15 protein-coding genes and 1 riboswitch are annotated in these 26453 nt (G+C 54.7%); of the genes, 13 read left to right on the top strand and 2 right to left on the bottom strand.

Annotated elements, in window-relative coordinates:
• From rpe to A9753_RS04630, 5 genes are all read left to right on the top strand, one after another.
• Positions 1-663: a ribulose-phosphate 3-epimerase gene (rpe, locus tag A9753_RS04645; RefSeq protein WP_067781005.1), complete on the top strand. Its 663-nt coding sequence runs from the start codon at positions 1-3 to the stop codon at positions 661-663.
• A gap of 37 nt (positions 664-700) precedes the next feature.
• Positions 701-976, top strand: coding sequence for a hypothetical protein (locus A9753_RS09615; protein ID WP_141673308.1), 276 nt, complete (start codon positions 701-703; stop codon positions 974-976).
• A gap of 398 nt (positions 977-1374) precedes the next feature.
• Positions 1375-3225, top strand: a complete 1851-nt coding sequence (locus tag A9753_RS04640) for an acetyl/propionyl/methylcrotonyl-CoA carboxylase subunit alpha (protein WP_067781002.1) — start codon at positions 1375-1377, stop codon at positions 3223-3225.
• A 20-nt stretch (positions 3226-3245) separates the two neighbouring features.
• Positions 3246-4853, top strand: coding sequence for an acyl-CoA carboxylase subunit beta (locus A9753_RS04635; RefSeq protein WP_067781169.1), 1608 nt, complete (start codon positions 3246-3248; stop codon positions 4851-4853).
• Positions 4854-4909: 56 nt separating this feature from the next.
• A complete protein-coding gene (locus tag A9753_RS04630) occupies positions 4910-14410 on the top strand; it encodes a type I polyketide synthase (protein ID WP_067780999.1) in 9501 nt (3166 codons plus the stop codon).
• A 303-nt stretch (positions 14411-14713) separates the two neighbouring features.
• Here A9753_RS04630 and A9753_RS04625 read toward each other — a convergent pair whose 3' ends face one another.
• Positions 14714-15196, bottom strand: coding sequence for a glutathione peroxidase (locus A9753_RS04625; protein ID WP_067780996.1), 483 nt, complete (start codon positions 15194-15196; stop codon positions 14714-14716).
• 121 nt (positions 15197-15317) lie between these two features.
• Between A9753_RS04625 and A9753_RS04620 the strand changes: the two genes are divergently transcribed.
• The 6 genes from A9753_RS04620 to A9753_RS04595 all read left to right on the top strand — a co-directional run bounded on the left by A9753_RS04620 (position 15318) and on the right by A9753_RS04595 (position 22966).
• Positions 15318-16190 (top strand): enoyl-ACP reductase FabI, encoded by an 873-nt coding sequence (locus A9753_RS04620; RefSeq protein ID WP_067780993.1) that lies wholly within the window; start codon positions 15318-15320, stop codon positions 16188-16190.
• A 118-nt stretch (positions 16191-16308) separates the two neighbouring features.
• On the top strand, positions 16309-18435 hold the full coding sequence (locus tag A9753_RS04615) for a S9 family peptidase (protein WP_067780990.1): 2127 nt from the start codon (positions 16309-16311) through the stop codon (positions 18433-18435).
• Positions 18436-18470: 35 nt separating this feature from the next.
• Positions 18471-18983 carry a holo-ACP synthase gene (locus A9753_RS04610; protein ID WP_083090308.1) on the top strand — a complete coding sequence of 171 codons (513 nt, stop codon included), beginning with the start codon at positions 18471-18473 and terminating at the stop codon, positions 18981-18983.
• Positions 18984-19087: 104 nt separating this feature from the next.
• The gene (gene putP, locus A9753_RS04605; protein WP_067780986.1) at positions 19088-20563 is read left to right on the top strand and encodes a sodium/proline symporter PutP; all 1476 of its coding nucleotides are present in this window, start codon (positions 19088-19090) and stop codon (positions 20561-20563) included.
• Positions 20564-20725: 162 nt separating this feature from the next.
• Positions 20726-20859, top strand: a riboswitch (FMN riboswitch).
• A 162-nt stretch (positions 20860-21021) separates the two neighbouring features.
• The gene (locus A9753_RS04600) at positions 21022-21804 is read left to right on the top strand and encodes an ABC transporter permease (RefSeq protein WP_067780983.1); all 783 of its coding nucleotides are present in this window, start codon (positions 21022-21024) and stop codon (positions 21802-21804) included.
• 94 nt (positions 21805-21898) lie between these two features.
• Positions 21899-22966, top strand: a complete 1068-nt coding sequence (locus A9753_RS04595; protein WP_067780981.1) for an ABC transporter substrate-binding protein — start codon at positions 21899-21901, stop codon at positions 22964-22966.
• Positions 22967-23010: 44 nt separating this feature from the next.
• Here the strand turns inward: A9753_RS04595 and A9753_RS04590 are convergent, their stop codons facing one another.
• Positions 23011-24171 carry a DUF3866 family protein gene (locus A9753_RS04590; protein ID WP_067780978.1) on the bottom strand — a complete coding sequence of 387 codons (1161 nt, stop codon included), beginning with the start codon at positions 24169-24171 and terminating at the stop codon, positions 23011-23013.
• 34 nt (positions 24172-24205) lie between these two features.
• On the opposite strand from A9753_RS04590, the gene A9753_RS04585 reads away from it, so the two are divergent.
• Positions 24206-25327 carry a helix-turn-helix transcriptional regulator gene (locus tag A9753_RS04585; protein ID WP_067780975.1) on the top strand — a complete coding sequence of 374 codons (1122 nt, stop codon included), beginning with the start codon at positions 24206-24208 and terminating at the stop codon, positions 25325-25327.
• 1 nt (position 25328) lies between these two features.
• Positions 25329-26402 carry a helix-turn-helix transcriptional regulator gene (locus A9753_RS04580; protein ID WP_067780972.1) on the top strand — a complete coding sequence of 358 codons (1074 nt, stop codon included), beginning with the start codon at positions 25329-25331 and terminating at the stop codon, positions 26400-26402.
• Positions 26403-26453 lie beyond the last annotated feature (51 nt).

Genomic DNA, 26453 nt, shown 5'->3' with positions numbered 1-26453 from the left:
ATGGCATCACGTATTCATCCCTCAATTCTCAACTGTGACTTGGGCCATTTGTCTGATGAAGTAGCTGCAATTTCGTCAGCAGATGGCGTTCACGTCGACATTATGGATAACCATTTCGTCCCCAACCTCTCGTGGGGTTTATCAGTGACGGAAACGGTCGTGCATTCCACCGATCTCCCTATCGATGCTCACCTGATGATTGAGGATCCTGACCGCTGGGCTCCTGGATATGCGGAGGTTGGTTGCCACACTGTCACTGCGCATAGTGAAGCGTGCATGGCTCCTATTCGCTTAGCACGCGAATTACACCGTCTTGGTTCACGAGCCGGTATTGCCTTACGGCCCACCACGCCACTTAGCGCAGTGGAGTCTGTCCTGTCAGAATTCGACATGCTGCTAATCATGACTGTCGAGCCGGGGTTTGGAGGCCAATCATTTATCGAAGGCATGCTTCCAAAAATTTCGCAGGCACGGCAGTTAATGAACCGTGAGCATTTGGATCTGCGCATTCAGATTGACGGTGGTGTTTCTCGCCAAACAATCGAACGGGCTGCTGAAGCCGGTGCAGACGTGTTCGTCGCAGGGTCAGCAGTATTTCAAGCAGAAAATGCCGCCGAAGAGATTGCCATTCTGCGCCAACTGGCCAATTCCCATTCCCACTAATTTCTTTTCTCAATAGTCGCTATTCTTTAGCCTCATCGTGACCCATCGCCACCTCACTTCACGCTATGGAGGCGTGTTCTTTGGCGGCATGTTCCTAAATCCAATAGCGATCCCGCCCTTCCGCGCTCTCATTCTCGCTTTATGTGCTGCCCACGAAACGGGCCATTTCGCCACAATTTTGCTCTACGTCTCTCATCATGACGCCATGATGGAACTTCCTCATGATGCAGTCCATCTCTGCTCGTCGCTACCTGCCCCATTAACACCTGGCGTTCCGGTTCACTGCGTACTTTCCAGCACAATTCACCAGTAATCATTACCAGGCGCGGCGAGTTGATACTTCAAAACGCAATTCTTGAGTAAAGCCGACTCACTAACTCAACACCTATTTTCCATAGTCTTTCAATCCGCACAGGTTGAGGAAAAGGCACAAGTGTTCGCCCCGAGGCTCCTCCACTCCTTCGACAGATAAGAAAGGAAGATTTGTAGACATTCCCTAAACTATGCAGTGCATATTTCTTAGAAATATCACCAATTTAGCGAGATAACTAAGAAAAATAGTCCCCAACTACGCTCGAAAAAAATATTGCTCATATTTGTGATGTTTCCACAAACATAGAAGGGTACGGAACTTCTCTAACGTTGGAGTGTTGATTATCAGCATTGAGGATTCCTCATAGTGCTGACTCCACCATCGTCAGGAGCGCACACGTGCCTTTTCACCGCATATTGATTGCGAATCGAGGCGAAATAGCCTTACGTATCGTCCGTACCCTCAAGGAGCTGGGTATCACGTCCATCGTGGTATACACACCAGATGACTTGATGAGTCCCGCAGCAGAATTAGCTGACGAGGCCTACGCCTTGCCATCCGGCGCCACGTATACCAGTGCCGATGTTCTAGTTCGCCTCGCCCAAGAACTTCGTGCTGACGCGGTTCATCCTGGTTATGGTTTCCTGTCAGAAGATGCCGAGTTCGCCCAAGAACTTATCGATAGGGGAATTACGTGGATTGGGCCAACGCCGCAAGCGATGACGGCGTTGGGAGATAAACTCTCCGCTCGTTTGACAGCTAGCCGTGCGGGAGTTCACCCAGTTCCTGGGATTTCTTCTCCCATTACGTCTCGTCACGAGGTTACTGACTTCGCACATCAGTATGGCTATCCTGTCGCCCTCAAACGTACTGATGGTGGGGGAGGACGAGGCATTACCGTTCTAGCCTCTGATGACGATGTCATGGCAACCCCAGCACTTGGCGAGCATCAAGGCACCACTCCTGGACAGCGAGCCAGTGCGAATGGTCCGGCACCACAAATTCTTGAAAAATTCATCGCACGAGCACGCCACATCGAAACGCAGTGTGCACGTGATGCCCACGGCAAATTTGCAGTTATTTCGACACGTGATTGTTCTTTGCAACGGCGTCATCAAAAACTTCTCGAAGAAGCACCGGCTCCGTTCATTCCTTCTCATATTGAAGAACAGTTAATCCACGATTCTCAAGCACTGTTCGATTATGTCAATTACGTGGGGGTAGGAACCTGCGAGTTCTTATATACCGATACCGGCGATCTCTGGTTCCTTGAAGTCAACCCCCGTCTTCAAGTGGAACATTGCGTCAGTGAAGAAGTCACCGGCTTGGACTTGGTAGCACTCCAGATTGCGATCGCCGCGCACCAAGATTTGCCGGTTATCCCCGATGTTCACGGACACAGCATCGAATTGCGTATCACGAGTGAGGATCCTGCACATGGACTGCTTCCATCAACAGGGACCATCACGTCCCTGCACTGGCCCGAAGGTCATGGCGTACGAGTTGAGAGCGGTGTACGTGAAGGAGACACCGTCACTGCCTTATTCGATCCCATGCTCGCCAAACTCATCATCACTGCACCCACTCGTAAGCAAGCACTGGCCCGAGCACAGCGAGTCCTAAAAGAAACCCACTTTTCTGGTCTGCGCACTTGCCTTCCCTTCCATGAGTTCCTCATCAATCACCCTAAAGTGACCGATGCTGACGATCAAGCGTTCTACTCCATCTCTACCCGATGGATTGAAGAGGTCGGTCTTCCTGAATTCCTCGATTCCCAGCAAACTCTTTCCGTCAGCAGTGGACTTCAGGCTCCCTCTGTTCCCAATGAGGTAGTGGACAGTCCGCGCACCCGCTCCACTTACGTCATCGAGCTCAACGGACGCCGCGTCCAATTGACGCTTCCCGACGGCATTCTTGCCGGTGGTGGAACACGGCGTGGCGTCAGCGCCCGACGCATGCAACCTCTTCGTGGACGCAGTTCTGCTGTGGCACGTACCCGTCAAACAGAGGTCAACGCCGATAGCCACACAATCGTCTCTCCGATGCAAGCCATCGTTACTCGAATCTGCGTGGAACCCGGAAGCCAGGTTAGCGAAGGGGACCTTTTGGTCGTCTTGGAATCAATGAAGATGGAGAACTACGTGCACGCTCCTGCCGACTGCACAATTAAGTCAATTTGCGTGTGCGCTGGTGCCACGGTGAGTAACGGCGATGTTCTTGTCCGCCTTGAATCTCAGGAGTCCGAATGAGCACACCAACCCACTTCAGCATGTCCACTGATGCTGCTCCCACTCTTCGGCCCGAGGCATGCACCATGGACAACGCACCAGCGACTCATGCCTTCCGCTCTCACCAACACAACGTGTCATCCAGCGCTGAAACTCGCGCGGCACAACGTCAACATGCCAAAGGCAAACTCACCGCACGCGAACGCATTACTCAACTTCTCGATGACGAGTCATTCCTTGAAGTTGGTCAGTTCATGGGCACAGGTCCTGGCCCCCAAGCCTCACCGAGCGGCGTAGTTACAGGTTTTGGTCATATTGATGGCCGACAAGTTGCCGTCTACTCCCAAGATTTCTCGATTTCGGGTGGCGCCTTAGGTCAGGTTGAGGGAGACAAAATCGTTCGTCTCCTTGATGATGCTCTCCGCCTTCGCATTCCCGTTATTGGGCTCATTGACTCCGGGGGAGCAAAAATTCAAGAAGGCGTAGGAGCCCTGCGTCAATATGGTCGAATCTTTAACCGCACTTGCGCGGCCAGCGGCGTAATTCCACAAATTAGCGTCATCCTTGGCCCATGTGCTGGGGGAGCGGTCTATTGTCCCGCTCTCACTGACGTAGTCATCGCAACCCGTGAAGCTTCACATATGTTCGTCACCGGCCCGGATGTGGTCCGCGCTGTGACAGGTGAACGCATCAGCGCCGAAGACCTTGGCGGGGCCGATATTCACGGAAGCGTCTCAGGGGTAGTCCACTACGTGGCGAACGACGAGGACGAAGCTCTTGAGCATGTCCGTACACTTTTGGCCTATTTACCCTCACATAGTGGGCAAGAGCCTCCGCAATATACTTACACAGACGAGGACCGTTTCAGTGATGAACAGGCAGCAGAATCAGTCGGTTCCCTCGTTCCCGCCTCCACACGCTCTCCCTATGACATTGCCGCAGTCATGAGTGCCTTGGTGGACCACGGAGAACTCGTCCAAGTCCAGCAAGACTTCGCCCAGAATGTAGTCGTTGGCTTTGCCTGCATTGAAGGTCATCCCGTGGGAATCGTGGGGAATAATCCTGGTGTTGATGCAGGAACGCTCGATGTAGATGCCAGTGAAAAACTTGCACGGTTCGTGCGCTGCTGCGATGCCTTTGGTCTTCCTGTAGTCACGCTAGTTGACGTTCCTGGCTACCGTCCCGGAGCTGAACAAGAACACGCAGGCATCATCCGCCGTGGTGCCAAAGTGATCCATGCCTATGCCTCGGCTACCGTCCCACTCATTACTGTGGTTCTCCGCAAAGCGTATGGCGGTGCCTACATTGTTATGGGGTCCAAGGCTATCGGCGCCGACATGAACTTCTGTTGGCCTGGTGCCGAAATTGCTGTGCTGGGAGCTGCCGGTGCAGTGGGAATTATTCATCGGCGTCGATTTAACGAAATACGGGAGCAGGGCGGCGATGTCAACGCCGAACACGAACGCCTTGTTCGTGACTACACCGAAAAAGTCATCAATCCAGAAAAGGCCGTAGCGCTCGGAGAAATCGACGCCGTGATCGCCCCATCGCAGACACGTCGCGTTATCGCTGACTCTCTTGCCGCTCTCAAAACTAAACGCGTCGGCCTGGACGGTGAACTGCGTAAGCACGACAACTGCCCCCTCTAATCCATTTTTCACCATTCGTTACGCGGCTTTCAGTCCGCCTCGTTAAAGGAACTTCCATGACTTCTTCCACCCCGTTAGCTACGTTGTGCGCACAGGGCGCCCCGTTTGTTCTCTCATTCGCTGGTCAAGCAACGCCATGGCGCGCCACCCTATCTTCCCTGCTTGAAACAGACCAGGATGTGGCCGGCGTACTCGCTCATTACGACGCCGCATGCGCCAGTATGCTTGCGCCCGTTGCACACGAGTTACTCACCATCACTCCTCAAGGAATCGAGTTACTCCGTGGTAGCCAACTAGTGATTGATTCGTCCTACGGGGAGGGGGTATCGGCATTCGCCTCAACGCCGGAAATTGTCAGCGGTGAAGGCACAGATATTTCTGTGCCTGGCATCGTGTTGACTCAGCACGCCATTCTTGAATCTCTCAGCGGCGCGGGTCTAGCGCTTTATGGTGAGGAAGCCGTTGCTCGCCCTCAGGCAGTCATTGGTCATTCCCAAGGTGTCCTTGGCGTGGCTCTTTTTGATGCGCTGTCCAGTGGCTCATCGCGCGATGTGATCACTATTCACTCCATTGCTCACCTCATTGGCGCTGCTGCCACACGCACTACCCGCCGCCTCAATCTTGTCTCTGATGGGGACTCAAGCCCCATGCTGTCCGTCCGAGGCGTGAGCCGTGACCTTCTGGAATCTGTTCTCGCACAGGTATCTGCTTCTCAGGGCCGCGAGGTTCGCATTGGAGTGTGCAATGGCGCTGATGCCTTCATTGCCTGCGGATATCCCGAAGATCTTCGGATGGTTGAGCGCAGCCTTGAACGTCTTGCGGAGAAGTCAATTGCCGAGCGTCAGGCTAAGAGGCGGGGTGGCAGTGTGCTCACACCTGTCACGGAATATCTCAGTACAACCGTCCCTTTCCACACGGACCTGCTCCGCCCCGCGGTGGAGTGCGTGGTGGATTGGGCCGAGCGTTGTGGCCTTGATACGGCACTTGCCGGTGAATTGGCTCAGGCGGTGCTGTGCGATCCGGTGGATTGGCCCTCTGTCATCGCAGATGCGATAGAACTGGATATGGCACATGCCAGTGCAGGTTGCCCTTTGGTCATCGATTGTGGGCCTGGTGATGTGCTTACGCGCCTTACCCAGAGTGTGTGCGCCGGTACTGATGTGGCGGTTGTGAGTGTCGGCAGTGCTCGCGCTATCGATGATGTGAGTCGTCCGGGTGTGGCCGTATCTGCTCCTCGACGCAGAACCGCATTCGCACCTGGTCTGACTCGTCTCCCCAATGGCAAGGTTGTGGTGGATACGGCCTTTACTCGACTCACTGGGCGCAGTGCCATCCTGCTCGCGGGTATGACTCCAACAACCGTTGACCCAGGAATTGTTGCAGCCGCCGCAAACGCTGGCTACTGGGCTGAACTCGCTGGTGGTGGACAGGTAACGGCTGAGGTACTGACCAGCAATGTCGATCGTTTGTCTGATCTTCTTGAACCGGGTCGTAGCGCAGCATTCAATGCCATGTTCATGGATCGCTACCTGTGGAACCTCCACTTGGGCACCCAGCGTACTCTCTCCCGAGCTCGCGCCGCAGGTGCCCCCATTGACGGTATCTGCATCAGTGCGGGTATCCCTGAACGTGATGAAGCTCGGGCACTTCTGCGCCGCCTCCATGATGAGGGGTTCCCCTATATTGCGCTGAAACCCGGCACTATCGATCAGATTCGCCAGGTCCTGGCCATTGCCCGCGATGTTCCTGAACTGCCCATCATCATGCAGGTCGAGGATGGCCATGCAGGTGGCCACCACTCGTGGGAAGACCTCGATTCCATGCTGCTGGCAACCTATGACGATATTCGTCAGGTTCCCACCGTGGTTCTGTGTGTGGGCGGTGGTATCGGTACTCCCGAGCGTGCGGCTGACTACATCACCGGTTCGTGGGCTTTGGCTTACAACACGGCACCCATGCCCGTGGATGGTGTTCTCGTCGGCACGGCAGCAATGACCTGTGCTGAAGCATTGACCAATGATGACGTCAAGCAACTCCTCGTTGATACGCCCGGAATCTCCCCCTCTGACCCCACACACCCTGGTGGTTGGGTAGCGTCAGGTGCTTCAGCAGGAGGCATGACCAGCGGCCTGAGTCACCTACGCGCTGACCTGTACGAGATTGATAACGCTTCAGCGCGCGCATCACGACTCATTCAAGAACTCGCAGGCGATGAAGAACTCATGGCATCGCGTCGCGACGACATGATTGAGGCCCTGTCACACACCGCCAAGCCCTACTTCGGTGATGTGGATGCCATGACCTACGCGCAGTGGGCACGGCGTTATGCAGAACTGTGCTGGGCTCCGGCTAGTGCTCGTCCCGCGGGAGCCAGTGCTGAAGAGCGCTGGGCTGATCTCGCGTGGGCTGACCGTTACCGTGACCTACTGCAGCGCATCGAAGCACGCCTGAACGCTGCTGACCATGGTTTGATTCCCACCCTCTTTAGCGAACTTGATGATGTTCTGGATGCCGATCTGGCTTTAGAGCGCTTACTTGAGACGTACCCAGAGGCTGCTGACGTACGCGTGTCACCCAGTGACTGTGCCTGGTTCATTGACCTATGCCGGAAGCATCCCAAACCCGTTCCCTTTGTCCCGGTTGTTGATGCCGATATTCTGCGGTGGTGGGGAACTGACTCCCTATGGCAGTCTCAAGATCCTCGCTACAGTGCTGATGCCGTTCGTATCATTCCCGGACCTGTGTCAGTTGCCGGCATTGACCGCATTAATGAGCCGGTCGGTGAACTGCTTGGACGTTTCGAAAGTGCCTGTATCGAAGCATTGCGCAATGCCGAATGTCCTGTTCGTGACGCGGTATCACGTCAGGGCACCGTGGCCGGTAATCCACTGACCTCGACTACGGACCTCGTCCGCCATTGCCCGCACGTGTTGTGGAACGGTCACATGACCGCCAACCCGGCACATGTGTTGGCCCATGAGTGCGTCACGATTGTGGAACGCACTGACATTGCCCCTGATGCCGTTGACGTGGTCATCGAATTGGATACCCACTGGGATGACATTCCAGGCGGTAAGAATTTCCACGCAGTTCGTGAACTCGTTGTTCCCCTCGTCCTCAATCCTGCCCGCGATGGGGGAGTGCCAGTTGTGGATCCTTCTCGTCTTCCTCAGACGATGGGTGATTTGCTCAAACGCACCGCTGGTGTGGGTGCCACATCTATTACTGGTGATGTCATCGACCATCTGCCGGTTGTGCAACCTGCTCATCCCGGTGCTGTTGATGCTCGTGGAGACCTAGCCAGCCAAGAGTTCGGTACTGTTCACAACACCTTTACTCTCGCTGCCACCTTGGGTCACGATCACGCGTCGGTCACGGCTAATGTACTTCCTCAGTGGCTCACGCCCGCCCAGATTGTTCCTGATGCTCTGCTCGGCCCTGCTTGGCCCGTGGTATACGCCGCCCTCGGTTCAGTGATTGAAGAGGGAATGCCGTTGATTGAAGGCCTGCTTGGTGCGGTTCACCTGGACCACACCGTCCATGTTGCCTGCGGTGATAAGGAGTTGCGCCGCTTGGCTTCTCTGGGGCAAGAAATCCGTGTGGACGGATGGGTCCATAGTTTAGAGGAATCCAGTGCTGGACGTGTGGTCAACGTTCACTTACAGTTCCTCACCGGCAGTGAAGAAAACTCCCGTGTCGTAGCACTCATGACTGAACGTTTTGCTATCCGTGGACGTGCTTCAGGTAGTGCTACTCCCTCTGCTCCCGTTCTATATGGAAATACAGGCGCTGCAGTGGTGGATGCGGAACGGCGCACGCTGCGTCAGGTTCGTGTGATCGCCCCGGGAGACATGACCGCTTTCGCTCGTGTCACCGGAGATTTCAATCCCATTCACACTTCCTATCACGCTGCACAAGTGGCAGGGATGGATGCTCCGCTGGTCCACGGCATGTGGCTCAGCGCCACTGCCCAGCAAGTCGCTGCTTGCGTCGATGCCCATGGTCAAGGACACACAATTATCGGGTGGACTTACACCATGCACGGTCCTGTGCAGTTGAATGATGAAGTCGAAATCACGGTAGACCGTGTTGGTCTGGTCAATGGCGGTGGAGAAACTCTCGAAGTAACCTGCCGAATCAACGGCGACATTGTCTCTCGTGGCACGGCAACATGTGCTCCCCGGAAAACTGCTTATCTCTACCCCGGCCAAGGTATTCAAATCCAAGGCATGGGGCTGGATGAGCGTGCAGCATCTCCGGCAGCCAAAGAAATCTGGGATCGCGCCGACGCTCACACTCGCGCAGAACTGGGATTCTCCGTCATTGCCCTGGTTCGTGATAACCCCACTGAACTTACCGCACGAGGTGTGACCTATAAGCATCCCGAAGGTTTGCTTAACCTCACGCAGTTCACTCAGGTGGCACTGGCGACAGTGGCCATGGCATCAACGGCACGTTTAAAGGAACGCGGTGCTCTGGTTGACCATGCCGCATTCGCTGGTCACAGCCTGGGCGAATACACAGCATTATCCGCCTACGGCAATATCTTCGAGGTAGAGACGATGCTCTCCATCGTCTTCCACCGCGGCTCCACGATGCACACCTTGGTTCCTCGAGACTGTGCTGGACATTCCAATTACCGAATGGGAGCACTGCGGCCCAACCAGTGTGGTATTAGCGCGAATGAGGTGGAGGCATATGTTGCATCCATTGCTGAAGACAGCGGCGAATTCCTTCAGATTGTCAACCACAACCTTGCTGGTGTGCAGTATGCGATTGCCGGCACCATTGCTGGGCTCAGCGCGCTTGAAACCGACGCACAGCAAAAAGCGGCTGCTCACGGTGGCAAGAACCCCTTCATGCTGGTGCCCGGAATTGACGTGCCTTTCCACTCCAGCGTGTTGCGACCTGGAGTGAGTGAATTCCGTGATCGTCTCAATGCTTTGGTTCCTCACACCATTGATGTGGATCGCCTCGTCGGCAAGTACGTGCCGAACCTCGTGGCACGTCCCTTCGCCCTGGACCGCGAGTTCGCACAATCCATTGTTGACGTCGTCCCCTCTGAAATTATTCGTCAGGCTTTGAACAATTTTGACGATGCTTCAGCGAATCGTCAGGCGTGGGCTCGCACGCTTCTCATTGAGTTGCTCGCCTGGCAGTTCGCTAGCCCCGTGCGTTGGATTGAGACTCAGGATGTACTCATCTCCTCGGCGCCTTCTGGCCTGGGTATTGAGGCACTGATCGAAGTGGGCCTGGCTCATTCACCAACGCTCGCGAACCTCGCAGCAAAGACCCTGACACTTCCTGCTTACCAGGGCCGCCATGTCACCGTCTGGAATGTTCGCCGAGATGAAGCACGTGTTCTTGCCACGGACTCTGATTCCGCTGTCGATGAGACGCTGCCTCAGTCTGGACCACGCACCACGCCTGCCACGCCCGAATCGGACAGTACACCGCAGTCACCCAATGGCCAAGAGAGCACCGCACCTGCACTTACTCCACCAGCCACAAGTGAAAGCAGTGCTGCGCCATCTGATGTGCCCTCCGTACAGGTATCGCCAGGTCAACAAACCGATCCCGCCGCGGGTAGCGTGACGTTTGGAGCACGTGATGGTCTCACCGTGTTGCTCGCTTACGCAGCACGTATTCGTCCTGAGCAAATCAATCCCACAGATACCACTGAGTCTCTGACCAATGGCGTAAGTTCACGACGAAACCAGTTACTCATGGATATGGGGTCAGAATTTAGTTTGGCTTCAATCGACGGCGCCGCTGATTCTGACATGACCGCTCTAGCTCAGACTGTTGCTAAGGGAGCAAGCAGTTACCGTCCCTTCGGGCCGGTTCTCACCGAAGCGCTGCGTGTCACCGTTTCCCGTATCCTCGGCCCCTCGGGTGTTCGTGCTAGCCACATCGCTGACCGTGTACAAAACACGTGGGGGCTAAACGATGCATGGGTTGCCCACGTTCAAGCGGCCATCATTTTGGGAACGCGAGAAGGCGATTCCATGCGTGGAGACACGCTCTCCACTTTGGGTGCCTCTCCACGGAGTAATGCCGCTGATGTTGACGCATTGATTGATGCTGCGGTGAACGCAGTCAGCCATGATCTGGGCATTGCGGTGGCTCTTCCCACAGCTGGTGGCGAGGGAGGCGGCAGCATGGTTGATTCCGCAGCACTTGATGCTTTCGCTGCAGCTCTCACCGGTCCCGACGGTGCCTTGGCAAAGTCAGCCCGGACGTTGCTCAGTGAACTCGGCCTGGAAACTGAGACTGACCAGGCAACGGGTATTTCTCCTGAAGATGCCACAGCTCTGGATACCTTGACTAAAGAAATGGGCCCCGGTTGGGTCTCTGCTGTAGCCCCTGCTTTCGAGGCACAGCGCGCAGTGCTCATCGATGACCGGTGGGCAACAGTTCGCGAAGATTGCGCCCGCTTAGCACTGGGAGAACTCAGTGTTGAGGAGGGGCGACAGCGCCTCAACGCTGAGCGTTTGCGCGATGGTGATGACTCGATTCGTCAGGCCATCGCTCAGCAGGCACAGTGGTGGGTGACCAAACTCAGCGATAGTGCTGAGCAGGAGCGTCGGAGCATTCTTGAAGACCTGACCATCCTGGCAGATACAAAAACTTTGAGCCTTGAATTCAGTGGTCAGGTCGCCGTGGTCACCGGTGTAGCACCAGGTTCCATCGCTTCCTCGGTGGTTGCTCGCCTGCTCGAAGGCGGAGCAACCGTTATCGCCACTAGTTCACGCCTCAGCCAAGCCCGCCTGGACTTTGCCAAGGATCTTTACCGCAAGCACGCCTCACTCGACGCGATGCTCTGGATGGTCCCGGCCAACCTGGCTTCCTACCGAGATGTGGATGCGTTGGCAGATTGGATTGGCCATGAGCAGTCCGTTACAGCAGGCGGAAAAACTACGGTGACAAAGCCTGCACAGGTGCCTGATCTGCTCTTCCCCTTCGCTGCTCCTCGTGTCATTGGCCGCCTAGCCGATGCCGGTGGCGATACGGAATTGCAAAGCCGTGTGCTCTTGTGGAGTGTTGAACGCCTTATTGGTGCTCTGGCACCAATTGGTATGGATACCCACGTCGATCACACCATGCATGTGGTGCTGCCCGGCAGTCCCAATCGCGGTACCTTCGGCGGTGACGGTGCCTACGGTGAAGTCAAGGCTGCTCTTGATGCCGTGGTGAACAAATGGCACGTGGAAAAGACATGGGCCAGTCGCGTCACTTTCGCTCACCCCCTCATCGGGTGGGTACGCGGAACTGGTCTCATGGGTGGAAACGATCCTCTCGTTGACGCCGTGGAATCTACTGGCGTACGAACCTGGAGCACCCAGGAGATAGCCGATAAGCTCCTTACTTTGTGCACTGCTGAGGCACGCCAGCAGGCTGAGAACGAGCCCCTCACCGCAGACTTCACTGGTGGCCTAGGCGAGGGAATTGACTTGGTAGCCGTAAAGGAAAAGGCGGCACGCGGCGTCGTCACGGGTGAAGATGAGAGCAACGAAACGGATGCGTCCATTGCTGCTCTGCCCACGCCTGGTACTCCGGTTCAGCCGACCTACGCAGCATGGGGCGAAGTAACCACCTCTCTGGAGGACATGGTGGTCATCGTCTCGACCGGTGAAGTGTCCACCTGGGGTTCAGGCCGGACGCGCCGTGAAGCCGAACTCGGTATGACCACCGGGGACGAGGTGGAACTCACCGCAGCGGGCGTCCTGGAACTAGCCTGGGGGATGGGTCTGCTTACTTGGAAGGATTCTCCGAAGGCGGGATGGTATGACCAGGATGACGAACTCGTCGACGAAGCCGACATTCTTGAACGTTTCCGTGATGACGTGGTTGCTCGATGCGGTATTCGCACCTTCGTCGATGACGGGCTCATTGCCCCTGTTAGCGACCAGGAAGCCAGCGTCTACCTGGATCGAGACGTGACTTTCCCTGTCCAGGATGAGGCTGCTGCTCAGCAGATTGTGATGCAAGATCCTGAGCACACCCGCCTCACCCAGGATGACGGTGGCGAATGGCTGGTCACTCGACTGGCTGGTTCCTTGGTCCGCGTGCCCAAGCGTGCGGCACTGTCTCGCACGGTGGGTGGGCAGTTCCCCAGGGATTTCGATCCGCAGCGTTGGGGTATCCCCGCATCGATGACGCAATCACTGGACCGTATTGCATCCTGGAACTTGGTGACCGCGGTGGACGCGTTCCTGTCCGCGGGCTTCACTCCGGCTGAATTGCTTCAGGCAGTTCATCCCAGTGATGTGGCCTCCACTCAGGGCACTGGCTTCGGCGGTATGGAATCCATGCGTCAACTGTTCGTTGGTCGTTTCCTGGGCACTGAACGCCCCAGTGACATTCTTCAGGAAGCCCTGCCGAACGTGGTGGCTGCTCACGTCATGCAGTCCTACATCGGCGGCTACGGCTCCATGGTCCAGCCGGTCAGTGCCTGCGCAACAGCTGCCGTATCCATTGAAGAGGGCTTCGATAAGATTGCTCTCGGCAAGGCGCAGATAGTGGTCGCCGGAGCCATTGACGATATTTCGATTGAATCAGTGGTGGGCTTCGGTGACATGAATGCCACGGCTGAGGCCAGCGTGATGGAGAGCAAGGGCATCGCTCCGCGCCACTACTCTCGTGCTAATGACCGACGTCGCTCCGGGTTCGTCGAAGCGCAAGGTGGCGGTACCGTCATCCTTGCCCGCGGTGACGTGGCCTATGAGATGGGTCTGCCCGTCGCCGGCGTTCTCGGCTTCGTCTCCTCCTATGCCGACGGCGCACACACCTCTATCCCGGCCCCTGGCCTGGGCGCTCTGGCGGCAGGACGCGGTGGTAGCGAGTCTCGCTTGGCTCGTTCACTCAAGGCTCTCGGCGTGGACGCTGATGACGTAGCCGTGGTTTCCAAGCACGACACGTCCACCGGTGCGAATGATCCCAACGAGTCTGAACTTCACACCCGTCTGGCTCGGGCACTGGGACGTACAGAAGGTAATCCGCTCTTCGCTGTATCGCAGAAGACCGTCACAGGTCATGCCAAGGGTGGTGCCGCAGTGTTCCAGGTGGCCGGCTTGACCGAGATTCTTGCCACCGGTGTGATTCCTGGGAATGCCTCGCTTGATTGTGTGGATGAAGTATTCCGCGATCACCCGTTCTGGGTGTGGCCGCGCCGCCCGCTGGCCATTGGTGCCTCCGCAGTATCGATAGAAGGTGGTAATAGTGCACCGGTCCGTTGTGGTCTGCTCACCTCACTAGGCTTCGGTCATGTTAGTGGACTTATTGCCATCGTCCATCCGGCAGCGTTCGAGTCCGCTATTCGCAGCCAGTACTGCGATGAGGCTGCCCAGCAATGGATCGACCGTGCTAATGAACGCCTTGCCGCGGGTGCACGTCAACGTCAGTTCGGCATGATGGGCAAGCAATCTTTGTTTGAGCCTGTAGTTGCTCGCCGCTTAGGTGAGGTCGGTCCTGATCGTGATCCTCATGAAGTGGAGGCGGCTATGCTGCTCAATCCTGATGCACGATTGGGTGTCGATGGCGTATATAACGCATGAACGTTAAGGCTCATCTGCCCTGGCGATTGATGGTGTATTAACGCCACGATGGGGGGCGGCATCCTGAAGGATGCCGCCCCCCACCACATTTCTCAGGGCCATCACGGTCATCACGGCGAAATAATGACAATGAAATGAACTGACCGTTCCTTGTTTCGGAATTTCTTTAGAGAGTTCCTTAGGGATTGTGCCCTCAACTGATCACTATAAGAGTCGTAAGTCGAGAAGATCTTTATACTGAGAACTATTATGCTTCCCCTAGCATGCCTATCCCGTATCGGTACGTAGGGGCACAAAATCAACTCAGGTATTTAGCAATGCTTCGATATCAGCGCTGAGTTTCTCCGGCTCGGTGGTGGGAGCGTATCGATTGACTACCTCGCCCTTGGAGTTGAGCAGGAACTTCGTGAAGTTCCATTTAATGGCATCACCAAGAATTCCTCCATGCTCGGAACGCAGCCATTTCCATAGGGGATGGGAGTGAGGGCCGTTGACGTCAATTTTGGCGAACATGGGGAAGGAGACGCCGTAATTGAGTTGACAAAACTCGCTAATGTCATCAGAATTCCCTGGCTCCTGACCGGCAAACTGATTGCAAGGAAAACCTAAAACAACGAATCCCTGCTCGTTGTACTTCTGATACAACGCTTCGAGCCCCTGATACTGCGGAGTTAAACCGCATTTACTGGCGGTGTTCACCACGAGGACCACCTTGCCCTGATAGTCGGATAGGGATACGTCCTTGCCTTGCAATGTGGTTGCCGTGAAGTCATAGAGAGTTGTCATGGTTCCAGAGTATCGAGTCAATGTGCTCCGGGTAATGGACAAGTGCCTTGGTATCACGTATTCACGGTACAGTGAAGGCATTCCATCGTAATGTGGCAGTTCAGGCCGATGAGGAGTATTCATGAGTGAAGTACCATTAACCTTCCTTGTCACCGGCGTGCTGCGTCCTTCCTCCATTGCCACCCATGTAGTAAAAGAAGCACTTTCTCAGGGGCATCGTGTTATTGCCACTACGCATCCCACCACCCGGGCATTAGCAACGGTATCCTTACGTGGCCTGGCAAATCCTGATGGCACAGATCTTCCTCTCCTTGATTTGGACGTCACGTCCCCAGAGTCTCTCTCGACCTTTAGCGCCCGTCTTACTGATGCGGGCTTTCACCATCTCGACGGCCTTCTTCACTCTATGGCTTATGCCAGCGCCGATATGCTCAGTAACGTCACCTCATCATCGATGAAGATCGACGCCGTCCACCGCTCCTTTGATATCAGTGTTGCTTCTCTTCCGCGCCTTATCCATGCCCTTGACGCATTCTTACCTGGCGGCTCTTTAAACGACTCTCAGGATTCCTCACTAAGTTCCCTATCCGGTGCTGGCCATGAAGATGTGAACACAAGGTGGCCCTGCGGCGTCGTTACCTTGGTGTTTGATACTGCCCATGTCTGGCCTGGTTATGGCTGGATGGGAGTAATGAAATCAGCTCTTGAAGCAATGGTGCGCACGCTGGCGGTGGAGCAAGCAAATAGAAATGTTCGTGTCAATGCGATCAGTTCTGGCCCACTTCCGACTCCTGCCTCCAGCGCAATTCCTACGTTTTCGTCATTTATGGCTTCTAGTGAGCAGGCACCGTTAAGTTGGGATTCGACCAGCGTCGCCGATGTTGCCCGCATGTGTGTGATGCTTATGAGCAGTGCGATGCCTGCTATGACGGGGCACGTGGTTGAGTGCGATGGGGGCTTATCATTGCTGCCTCCGCTTTCCACTACAACATGAAGCATTCCTCCAAAGATTTGTCCGCGTATTGGTGATTTCCTCAAGGACTCTCATATCCGTGCCAAAGAGGTCCTCCAGACCCGTGAAAGTTTCATTAAGCATGTGATGGGATAGTGCCATGAGTCATGCACAAGCCTTTCTCGACCTGTCATCATTCGTTGGCCATGCACGCCATGCCGCATTGAATCTCAGTCCTGATGGCCGAAGAGTAGTCGCCTCAATCAAGACAATTAATGACAAAGGCTCGGCATATCTCACGAGTTTATGGGAACTGCCCTCCTGTTCCCAGGAATCCTCTCAACCTCGGCAACTGACACGCGGAGCACAAGGTGATGCCTTCGCTGGTTTCACTGCCAACGGGGACGTACTCTTTACCTCTCAACGCGATGAGGACTCCTCCTCGCTTAATGGCCTTACTCCGCTACCTCTTCACGACTCATCTAAGGAGTCTGACGAGTCTTCGCCATATCAAGATGTTGAGAAGACACGCCTTTACATGCTGCCCAAGAATGGGGGAGAGGCACGCGTTATCGCTGAACGAGTCGGGGGTTTTTCCTCCATTACGCCTGCTCGCCACGGTGGTCGAGTCTTTTTCCTTTCAGCGTCAAGTCCCTACGCACTGAGCGCCACGGATGATGAGTCGCTCCAGGACTATCGACAAAAAACCGCTACAACGGGCATCCTCCACGAGGGATACCCGATACGGAACTGGGATACGGATTTATCAACAGCACGTAATCAACTATTCTTCGCTGACCCTTGTGATCTTTCTCAGCAACATGCCCGGTGGTCCATGCACCGTGTGACCGCCTTGAAGCCTTCCGAACGTCTTGAGGGATACTCAGTTAGTCCTGATGGCACCCGTGTGATCGCCAACGTCCTTGAAGCAACCACGAGTTATATGCACAGCATTACGTTGCGCATGATCGATGTAGACTCAGGCGCAAGTACTCTGCTGTGGTCGGATGAGAATGCTGATGCCACCAATGTGGTAATTAGCCCTGATGGTACTCGCGCCATCTTCTGGGTGACTGAGCATTGCAGTGCTCGCACAGTGATGAACCCCCGATTGCACCATATTGATCTCATAACGGGGAAGTGCGAGGAATTATCGCTGACCTGGGCATCAGGTGAACCCTGTACGCATTGGCTCACCGGCCCTGCCTGGAGTGGCGATAGCCGCAGCATCATTTGCACGATGGACTTTGAAGGTGCAGGCAAGATTGTTCGTATTGATCTGGATACGAAAACTGTCATCGAACTCACTAATGACCGTTACTTTTACACCTCCCTTCAGATCGATGAACGCACTGGTCATGCCTATGCGCTTCGCGATTCGATCAATTCTGCCCCTACGCCCGTCCGTTTAAATCAGGTTGACCACGCAAACGCTCTAGTCACCATTGATGAGATCGCCACTCCCGTTCCTTCCATCACTGTGCCAGGTCGCCTCACTGAGGTCTTCACAGAAGCCGAGGATGGTACTCCGTTGCGCGCCTGGCTTTGCCTGCCAGAGGAGCAATCGCAGCCTTATCCGCTTTTATTATGGGTTCATGGTGGCCCCTTCGGTTCATGGAACTCATGGACCTGGCGTTGGAACCCTTGGACTGCTACAGCGCGTGGTTACGCTGTGCTTCTGCCTGATCCTGCTTACTCCACGGGTTATGGCCAGAGAATGATGGAACGTGGCTGGGGTGACTTCGGAGGTAAGCCTCGGACCGATATTCTTCGTCTCCTTGATGCCACCCTTGAAAGAGATGACTGCGACTCTCGCAAGGTTGCTGTCATGGGGGGTTCCTACGGTGGCTATATGGCGAACTGGTTAGCTGGCCATGACTCACATCGTTTTAAGGCCATCGTTACTCACGCTTCGTTATGGGATTTGGATCAATTCCGTACCACCACCGATAGCCCGTATTTCTGGGATCGCATTCTTGACGATGACCAGGTCGAACGTTTCAATCCTGCTTGCTTCGTTCGTGACATCTGTGCACCGATGTTGATTATCCATGGCAACCGTGACTTCCGCGTTCCCATCAGCGAGGGTATTCGTCTATGGATGGAACTTCATCGCCACTGGGATGGCCCCGCTGACGAATTCCCACATAAGTTCTTGTATTACCCCGATGAGAACCATTGGATTCTCAAACCCGGTAACTCAGCGTTGTGGTACTCCACAGTCTTTGCATTCCTCGATCAGCATGTTCATGGTCGCGATTTTGTTCGCCCACGGGGCCTGGGATGAATGGGCTCGATAACTCAATAGCCGACGAACTATTCATGTCATGTTCAGCCTCGGGCGCTGACAGTTCGGAACAGTGCCACACCGCGTTGTCTCATTCCCCTTCGCCTCCTGTGCTTCCTGCGTGGCCAGAGGGAAGAGGGACAGTACGAGGCGTAGGACTTGATTTGGTTGACGTAAAAGAGTTTGACGTTCAAGTTCACTTACCGGGAACGACCTTTCTCCGTCAGGCATTTACTCCGGCCGAGCGACGCTATTGTGCCGGTCGCAGTGAACGTCTGGCCGCACGATGGGCCGCGAAAGAAGCCTTCATTAAGGCATGGTCGCAGGCTTACGGAGGTCCTCCGCTTATTGATGCCGACGCCGTCCGGTGGAGCGAGATCGAGATTGTTTCCTCGCGTCATGGCGTACCATCGCTTCGTTTGTCAGGGGAGATTTCTCGACAAGTCACTATCTCGTGTTCAGAAGTGTCGTGGTTAGTTTCGATGTCACATGATGGAAACTGGGCAAGCGCTATTGTGGTCGCTTACGATTCGACAATTCCTCACTGATGATTTTTTCGTCTCGCATAGTGAGAAATACTCAAAAAGGGTGGTAAAAGTGGCCCACATCACCTACCCTGAGTCGAAAGTCCTATAAAGAGTGAGGCTCTCTCATGGCGGATACCACTTACCAAGCAATCGCAATGATCATCTACTTTGTTCTGATGATCGCCGTTGGCCTATGGGCCTACGGCCGCACCAATGACATGGATGATTACATGCTCGGTGGTCGCGACCTCAACCCAGCAGTTGCAGCACTTTCAGCGGGAGCCTCCGATATGTCTGGGTGGCTTCTCATGGGTTTACCTGGAGCACTCTATGCATCAGGCCTTGTCGAATCATGGATCGCTATTGGCCTAACCATCGGTGCATGGTTGAACTGGAAATACGTTGCTCCACGTCTTCGCACCTACACAGAAGTTGCAAACAACTCCATCACGATTCCTAGTTTCCTTGACAACCGTCTCCATGATTCCCATCACCTGCTCCGTTGGGCCTCCGGAATCATCATCATGGTGTTCTTCACCTTCTATGTCTCCTCTGGCATGGTGGCTGGTGGAACATTCTTCGAAGCTTCTTTCAACATGGACTACCACCTTGGCATGGTCCTAGTAGCAGGCATTACCGTGCTCTACACCCTCGTTGGCGGATTCCTGGCCGTGTCTTACACAGACTTCATTCAAGGCTTAATGATGGTCATGGCGCTAGTCGCTGTTCCCGTCGTAGGTATTTTTTACCTCGGTGGCTGGGGCAACATGGTCAACGAAGTCAGCGCTGTTGATCCCCACTTCTGGGCAATGGTTGGCCCTACCACATCCATCATCGGCATTATTTCAGCGATCGCCTGGGGCCTAGGCTACTTCGGTCAGCCCCACATCATTGTGCGTTTCATGGCTATTCGCTCCGCAAAAGAAGCACGAATGGGCCGCCGCATCGGTATCGGCTGGATGATCTTTGCCGTCGTTGGCGCTGCCTTCACCGCGATTGTCGGTGTGGCTGTCTACCACCGAGAAGAAGGCAAACTACCTGACGGGGAGGCTGTCTTCATCACCTTGGGCCAGTTACTTTTCCACCCCCTCATCGCAGGCTTCATGCTGGCAGCAATTCTCGCCGCCATCATGAGCACGATTTCAAGCCAACTATTAGTCACCGCCTCCGCTCTTGTCGAAGATCTCTACAAAGCAGTGCTTCACCACGATTTGGCCAGTAACCAAATGGTTATTCTCTCACGCTCAGCCGTCATGCTGGTGGCGGTGGTTGCTGCCGCCATGGCCTGGGAGAAGAACGCCACGATTCTTGTTCTGGTCGCATTCGCCTGGGCTGGATTCGGCGCCTCCTTCGGCCCCACAATCATCTTGTCCCTCTACTGGCGTCGCCTAACCGCCACCGGAGCCGTTGCCGGCATGGTTACCGGTGCTGTCGTTGTCATGATTTGGGGACATATTAGTGGCGGTATCTTCGATCTTTACGAAATTGTTCCCGGATTCATCGCTAACGCCCTTGTGGCCTGGGGCGTGAGTTCTATCGGTAAACCCGACGAACGCGTCAGTCAAGAGTTCGATAAAGCCATCGCCGAACTCGCTCATTAATATCTTGCCTTGGTGTTGAGAACACCGAGGAATTGATGATGTGGGGCTCATCCAAAGTAGTGAGCCCCACATCGTTATCTTCCCCCCATCCCCAATGATGTGTCCACCACAGTCTTGTCAGATAGTGGAGAAGACATGCCAACGCAGTCTAAGATGACCCTATACGTGCTCCGGGGTCGGTGTAAGTCCGAACCGGCAGTGACAGTCTGCGACCCGCGTCCACTTATTGAAGTGGCCGGTTGAGCCGGTGAAATTCCGGCACCGACGGTGAAAGTCCGGATGGGAGGATGCACGGCAAGCCACACGAGGCTTCACGTTTGTGCACCATGGTCGCCATGACCATCGTGGATAGAACGTCTTGCGTCGCGTTGCCTGCACGCGTGGAGACGCAGATCGTCATTCACGTGGGCCCCGGTGTACCCCTTTGGGTGAGCGCCCAGGGACGCAGGTGAGGAACTATGGCACGCACTCGGCGTCGGCTCTCAATGCCACCAGCACTAGTTACTGGATTAGTTGTGTTGTCTGTGTGGTGGTTTGTCTCTCATAGTGGCCATGTCCCAAGCATTTTTCTCCCCTCACCCGATGCTGTTGTCCGCAGGCTAACCAAACTTCTGCTCCACTCACCTCTGGCACGTTTTACTTGGGTGACAGTCAAGGAAGCCCTCCTAGGATGTCTACTGGCTGGGAGTGTGGGACTCCCGTTGGCTTGGGTACTCCACCACAGCCATTTTCTCTCCCGCGCATTGATGCCCTACATTGCCGCTGCTCAAGCAGTTCCCGCCATTGCTATCGCCCCACTGCTTGTTCTATGGATTGGATACGGCACGCTTCCTGTTGTTGTTCTCTGTGCGTTCATGGTGTTTTTCCCCATCACCATCACCGCCCTACTAGGTCTTGAAGGCCTTGACAGGGATGTCCTTGACGCAGCACGTCTTGACGGCGCTCATGGATGGTCACTGCTGATCCACATGGAAATACCAATGGCCTTGCCTGCGATCCTGGCAGGTCTGCGTACCGGGTTCACTTTGTCGATCACTGGCGCCATTGTGGGTGAAATGATTATGGGCGGACATGGGCTCGGACAAGTGCTTACTAGCCAGCGCGACTCGGTAGATACCACCGGTCTTTTTGCCACGATCGTCTTACTAGCCATTTTGGCAACTACTATTTTCGGCCTCCTCCTCATGATGGAGAAGCGTTCAGCAACTGTTAACGCAATGAGAGGATCCCGCCCCACGTAATGCCTGTTGATCAGAGTCAGCCCTATCCTTCGCCCTCCTACCAAGCCGCGCATCATCGTCGATCACGGCGCCACTCCCACCACAAGGAACTCTCATGAATCTTCATTCTTCCCTCTCGCGCCGCTCTCTTCTCCGTTCATTGGGATATAGTGCGACCGCTGCCGCTGCTCTCATCACGATGTCAGCATGTTCCTCTGGTACAGCCGCTCAGAAAGCAGCAGCGCAGTCCAGCGCCACACAGTCAACAGCAGCACTTAAGCCTTTCACCATCGGCTTGACCTACACACCGAATATTCAGTTCGCCCCCTTCTATCTGGCTGCTCACAAGGGGTACTACCAAATGCCCAGCGGCCAAGCAGAACTGCGCCACCACGGTGCACAAGAAGGGCTCTTTGACGCACTCATCGCAGGCACGGAAGATCTAGTCGTTGCCGGAGCCGATGAAGCAACGGTGGCCCGCTCCAACGGTGCTGACCTTGTCATCGTGGGCGGCTACTACCAGACCTATCCGGTAGTAATCATCGTCGATGAAGAATCACCCATCCATTCCTTAACAGATCTCCGCGGAAAAACCGTTGGGATTCCCGGACATTATGGTGAGAACTACTACGGTCTAACGTTAGCTCTGCAAACCGCAGGCTTGACACCTGAGGACCTGACCATTGAGGAAATCGGCTGGACTCAAGCTGCCGCACTCATTGGCGGCAAAGTCGATGCCATCGTGGGATTCGTCAACAATGACGCCGTTATGCTCAATCATGCCGACCACCCCGTACGTACCCTCACCGTTGCCCCTGAAGTTCCACTCATTGGTGCCAGCCTCATCACCACGCCCAAGGTTCTAACCGAAAGAGCCGAAGATCTTCAGCATGTGGTCAAGGCTTCTGCACTTGGCATGGATTCTTTCGTTGATGATCCTGCCGGTGCTGTGCAAGCGTGCGTCTCTTACGTTCCTGACTTAGCCGACGCCGAACAGGCCGCAGTGGCTCAACAGGTTGCCATTGCCACAGCCCATCTTATTCGCCCCTCATCCGATTCTGTCATCGGATCGGTCAATTCTGAGCATGTAGGCCACATGCTCGATTTCCTCGCTTCCCATGAACTGCTTGGGGAGCAGGGCGTAACGGTTGAACAAATCAGTAAACCTGTCGACCTAAATTAAGAGGTTTCGCCCGCCAAGTCCTGCAGTTTTATGCGCTGGTCACCTCACGCTAACCACTGGTTTCGTGCATAACGGCCAGCGCATGCTGCTGTTAGGAAGGACAAATAATCAGCATCCAAGCCTCGCCCCATCGTGCGTAACGTCACTGGACACTGGCGTAAGGCCCTATCAAGGCCATCACAGGGCACTGGTTCTAGGCTCACGTGTCCACGTGCTCGACTTGTGGCGCAGGCACGTTCTGCTTTTTCCCACAGTAGGTGAGTAAAAGGATCAGAATCGTCACGGCGCTTAGGCAAAGGCATTGGGCAATCGACTGTCAAGAGATCTGTAATGATGCGTGCAGTGTGATGGGATAAGCCTTGGTGACGTTCACGAGCATCTGCTTGCGAAGCGCGTGCGCACATCATCGGGGTGGTTCCTACCAATGCTGCGGCTTGCAGATCGTGAGAAACCGCGACCCCCGAATAACCCCAGGGTGTTTCAGTACCAAGATTTCCTGGCCCCTGGCACACCACAATCATGTCCGCACCGCGATCGACAGCAGCAAGAATCGCGTTGTGAACGGTCACGGTTTCCAGGGTTCCTCCCCAAGCCTGACCAGTGGTAATAATATCGTCAATCCATCCCTCGTCACGTAGGCGTTGCGCCGTTTGTGAATAGGCGGCGGGAAGGGCTCCACCATCCGTCATGATGTAAGCAACTCGAGGTAAAGGTACGTCGTCTTGCTGTTCATGGGGTAGTGGGGCGCGCATGCCCGTAATGATGGCAGGAAGGGCCGAGTGGAGATCTGCAGCAATAACGGGTACCGTCCGCAAAGCGCGTCCAGAGGCCATCAACTGTCGAAAATCATCGTCACGCTCATCTTCGCCAATCGTGGTGACCTGAGTGGGCATATAACGACATTTCACCATTCGGCCCTCATCACTATCATCAAGGGGAAGCCTGGTAAGCAAAGCACTCACCATGGCTTGACCACCGGTCCCCAGGGAACGATCAAGCGCAGAAACCTCAATGCGCACCGCATCTCCTTCAGTCACAGGGCCGATGAGGTGCTCGTAGGAGAGTGCTTGGACCTGAGTGCCGGGCAGGAAAGCCACTGCGTTATCTGGGGCCTGGGTGATAGTGACAGACAGAATTTGGCAGCCTTTGCCTTTGTCTCCCCATCGTTTGAGGACTTCACTCACCACGCCGTCTCGCCACATCATGGTGTAACCGTACCGTGCCAATTAGTCTGGTGCCGTGAATACGAGTGCTGTTAGTACCGAAGAACGGCAGATTAATCTCATCCTCGCTCTGCGCCATACGCGAGCCGGGATGAGTAAGCATGACATTCTCACCAGCGTTGCCGGCTACGGAGATGAGTCATCCAACGCTGAGCGAATGTTCGAACGGGATAAGGCATTGTTACAGTCACTAGGAATCCCGATTTCGACACGTAGCGCCTCGGGTATGTCCAGTAGCCCGGACACGGTGTATTTCATTGATAATGACGACTATCAGCTCCCTGCGTTACACCTAAGTGCCACTCAACAGTCTTTTCTTGATGCTTTGGCACGTATCGTTCAAACAGGAACATTTTCCGGAGAAGCACATCGGGCAATTACGAAGTTGAGGGCGCTCAGTCAACGACATAAATCGCAACCATTTTTAGGCATCCACGGTATTTCTGAGCCACTACCGCAGGAAATTATTGAAGCAGGCACTGACGGCCGTTTCCTTCAATTCACCTATGCACCACCAGGACGAGAAGCATCTCAGCGTCGGGTTGCACCAATTAACGTGACCCTTCGCCATGGAGCCTGGTATCTACAAGCGTTTGACCTAGGCCGTAATGCCCCACGAACATTCAAACTGAACCGCGTCACCTCACCATTAACAGTCACAGGAAAACCCTCAGAAGTCATCGACAAGGGCTTTCCTTCATGGGATCCGACCTCAACGCATAACCTTGACGAATTACCTCTCGTTCTGGCCGCACGTGTTGATACCTGTGGGCAATTACGCGCTTTGGCCACTCACACAGTTTCCCATCGTTCATGCCAAGAGCATGTCGATTCCTTGTTATCCGATGATAAGTCTGAGAAAACTAACTGTTCTCATCATGGAGTTTCTACTCAACGTTGCTATGCCCCATTATCTCAGTCCACCGCGGGGGAGTGGAGTGCAGCGGATCTTCAGCAGATTCACCTCAGCCTCGACTCACAGTGGGATCTTCTTCTTGTTCCGGCGGCAACTACCTACACGCCAGAATTGGTTAGCGACCTCACTCAATATGGTGACGATCTTCTTGTCATCTCACCGCGCTCTGTACGAGACGGCGTCACCGAAGCACTAACTCACTTGGTCAAGGAGGAATGCTGACATGCCCCGTCCACTTACTGCTGACCGTGTAACCCGCCTCCTTGCCCTCCCAGTATGGGTCTGTCAGAATCCCGGCATTACGTTAAAAGAAACCGCTGAACATTTCGGAATCACCGTGCCGGAATTACGCCGCGATATTGAACGGCTCTGGATGACTGGAACTCCCGGCGGCTACCACAATGACCTAGTGGATTTTGATGGCTTTGCCTATGACGAAGGCAAACTCATGCTCGTTGAGTCACAGGGCCTTGATGTCCCGGTTCGCCTTTCCATCCGTGAGGCACAGTCACTCCTTCTCAGTGCGCGCATCACTCAGCAAGCTTTTGCCCACGATATGCAAACCGTAGGCCAATGCCAAGAAATCATTGACATTGTTCAATCACTGCTGACAAATAGCCTCACACACAGCACCAACAGTCACCACGAAGAAGATAGTCATGCCTCGTCTTTCAGTGCTGATCCTGCTGTCGCCTCATCACCTGACGTCTCGTTATCACGCGTAGATGCGACAGTAGATTTGATGAGCCAGGCGATTGCCAACCACCGCTGCGTGAGCCTGACCTATGTTGATGCCACTGACCAGCGTTCTGAACGTGTCATTGAGCCATTGGAGATTCTCAGTGACGGTACATCAGGCTACGTATGCTGCTACTGCCACCTAGCTAAAGACCTCCGTCATCTCCGCCTTGACCGTATTGTCTGCGCAGAACTCCTTGATCGTGTCTTCGTACCGCGAAAAACCATTAGCCACAACGAAAAAGTACATCAGTCTCAAAATTTTTCTTTTAGTAACACTGACGCACGAACGATAAAGGTTCATGTATCATCTTCAGCCCAGTGGCTTGTGGACCGTCTTCCTTGCGTAAGTGAGAACAATGCTGACGGTTCCATCATGATGACCATTGAGGGGCGCAACGAACGGTGGCTTATCCGCCTTCTTCTCGCATTGGCTCCCAGTATTTATCAAGTTGATTCTCCTGAGATTATGGCGAAAACACGCGAAGAAGCACAGCGTGCGCTCAGGGCGTACGAGCAATTAGAAAGCATTGAAACAGCAATAAAAAGTAAGTCATAAAGCGCAACACGCGCCCCGTTGAACTATTGCTGGTTAACGATGACCTTGAGT

Source organism: Actinomyces vulturis (genome assembly GCF_001687305.1).
GTDB classification, from domain to species: Bacteria; Actinomycetota; Actinomycetes; order Actinomycetales; family Actinomycetaceae; genus Actinomyces; species Actinomyces vulturis.
This window is presented reverse-complemented; position numbering and strand designations above follow the sequence as displayed.

Coding starts and splice junctions, on each gene's coding strand:
- rpe (WP_067781005.1), top strand. CDS start 1: ATGGCATCACGTATTCATCCCTCAATTCTCAACTGTGACTTGGGCCAT.
- A9753_RS04635 (WP_067781169.1), top strand. CDS start 3,246: ATGTCCACTGATGCTGCTCCCACTCTTCGGCCCGAGGCATGCACCATG.
- A9753_RS04630 (WP_067780999.1), top strand. CDS start 4,910: ATGACTTCTTCCACCCCGTTAGCTACGTTGTGCGCACAGGGCGCCCCG.
- A9753_RS04625 (WP_067780996.1), bottom strand. CDS start 15,196: ATGACAACTCTCTATGACTTCACGGCAACCACATTGCAAGGCAAGGAC.
- A9753_RS04620 (WP_067780993.1), top strand. CDS start 15,318: ATGAGTGAAGTACCATTAACCTTCCTTGTCACCGGCGTGCTGCGTCCT.
- A9753_RS04615 (WP_067780990.1), top strand. CDS start 16,309: ATGAGTCATGCACAAGCCTTTCTCGACCTGTCATCATTCGTTGGCCAT.
- A9753_RS04610 (WP_083090308.1), top strand. CDS start 18,471: ATGTCATGTTCAGCCTCGGGCGCTGACAGTTCGGAACAGTGCCACACC.
- putP (WP_067780986.1), top strand. CDS start 19,088: ATGGCGGATACCACTTACCAAGCAATCGCAATGATCATCTACTTTGTT.
- A9753_RS04600 (WP_067780983.1), top strand. CDS start 21,022: ATGGCACGCACTCGGCGTCGGCTCTCAATGCCACCAGCACTAGTTACT.
- A9753_RS04595 (WP_067780981.1), top strand. CDS start 21,899: ATGAATCTTCATTCTTCCCTCTCGCGCCGCTCTCTTCTCCGTTCATTG.
- A9753_RS04590 (WP_067780978.1), bottom strand. CDS start 24,171: ATGATGTGGCGAGACGGCGTGGTGAGTGAAGTCCTCAAACGATGGGGA.
- A9753_RS04580 (WP_067780972.1), top strand. CDS start 25,329: ATGCCCCGTCCACTTACTGCTGACCGTGTAACCCGCCTCCTTGCCCTC.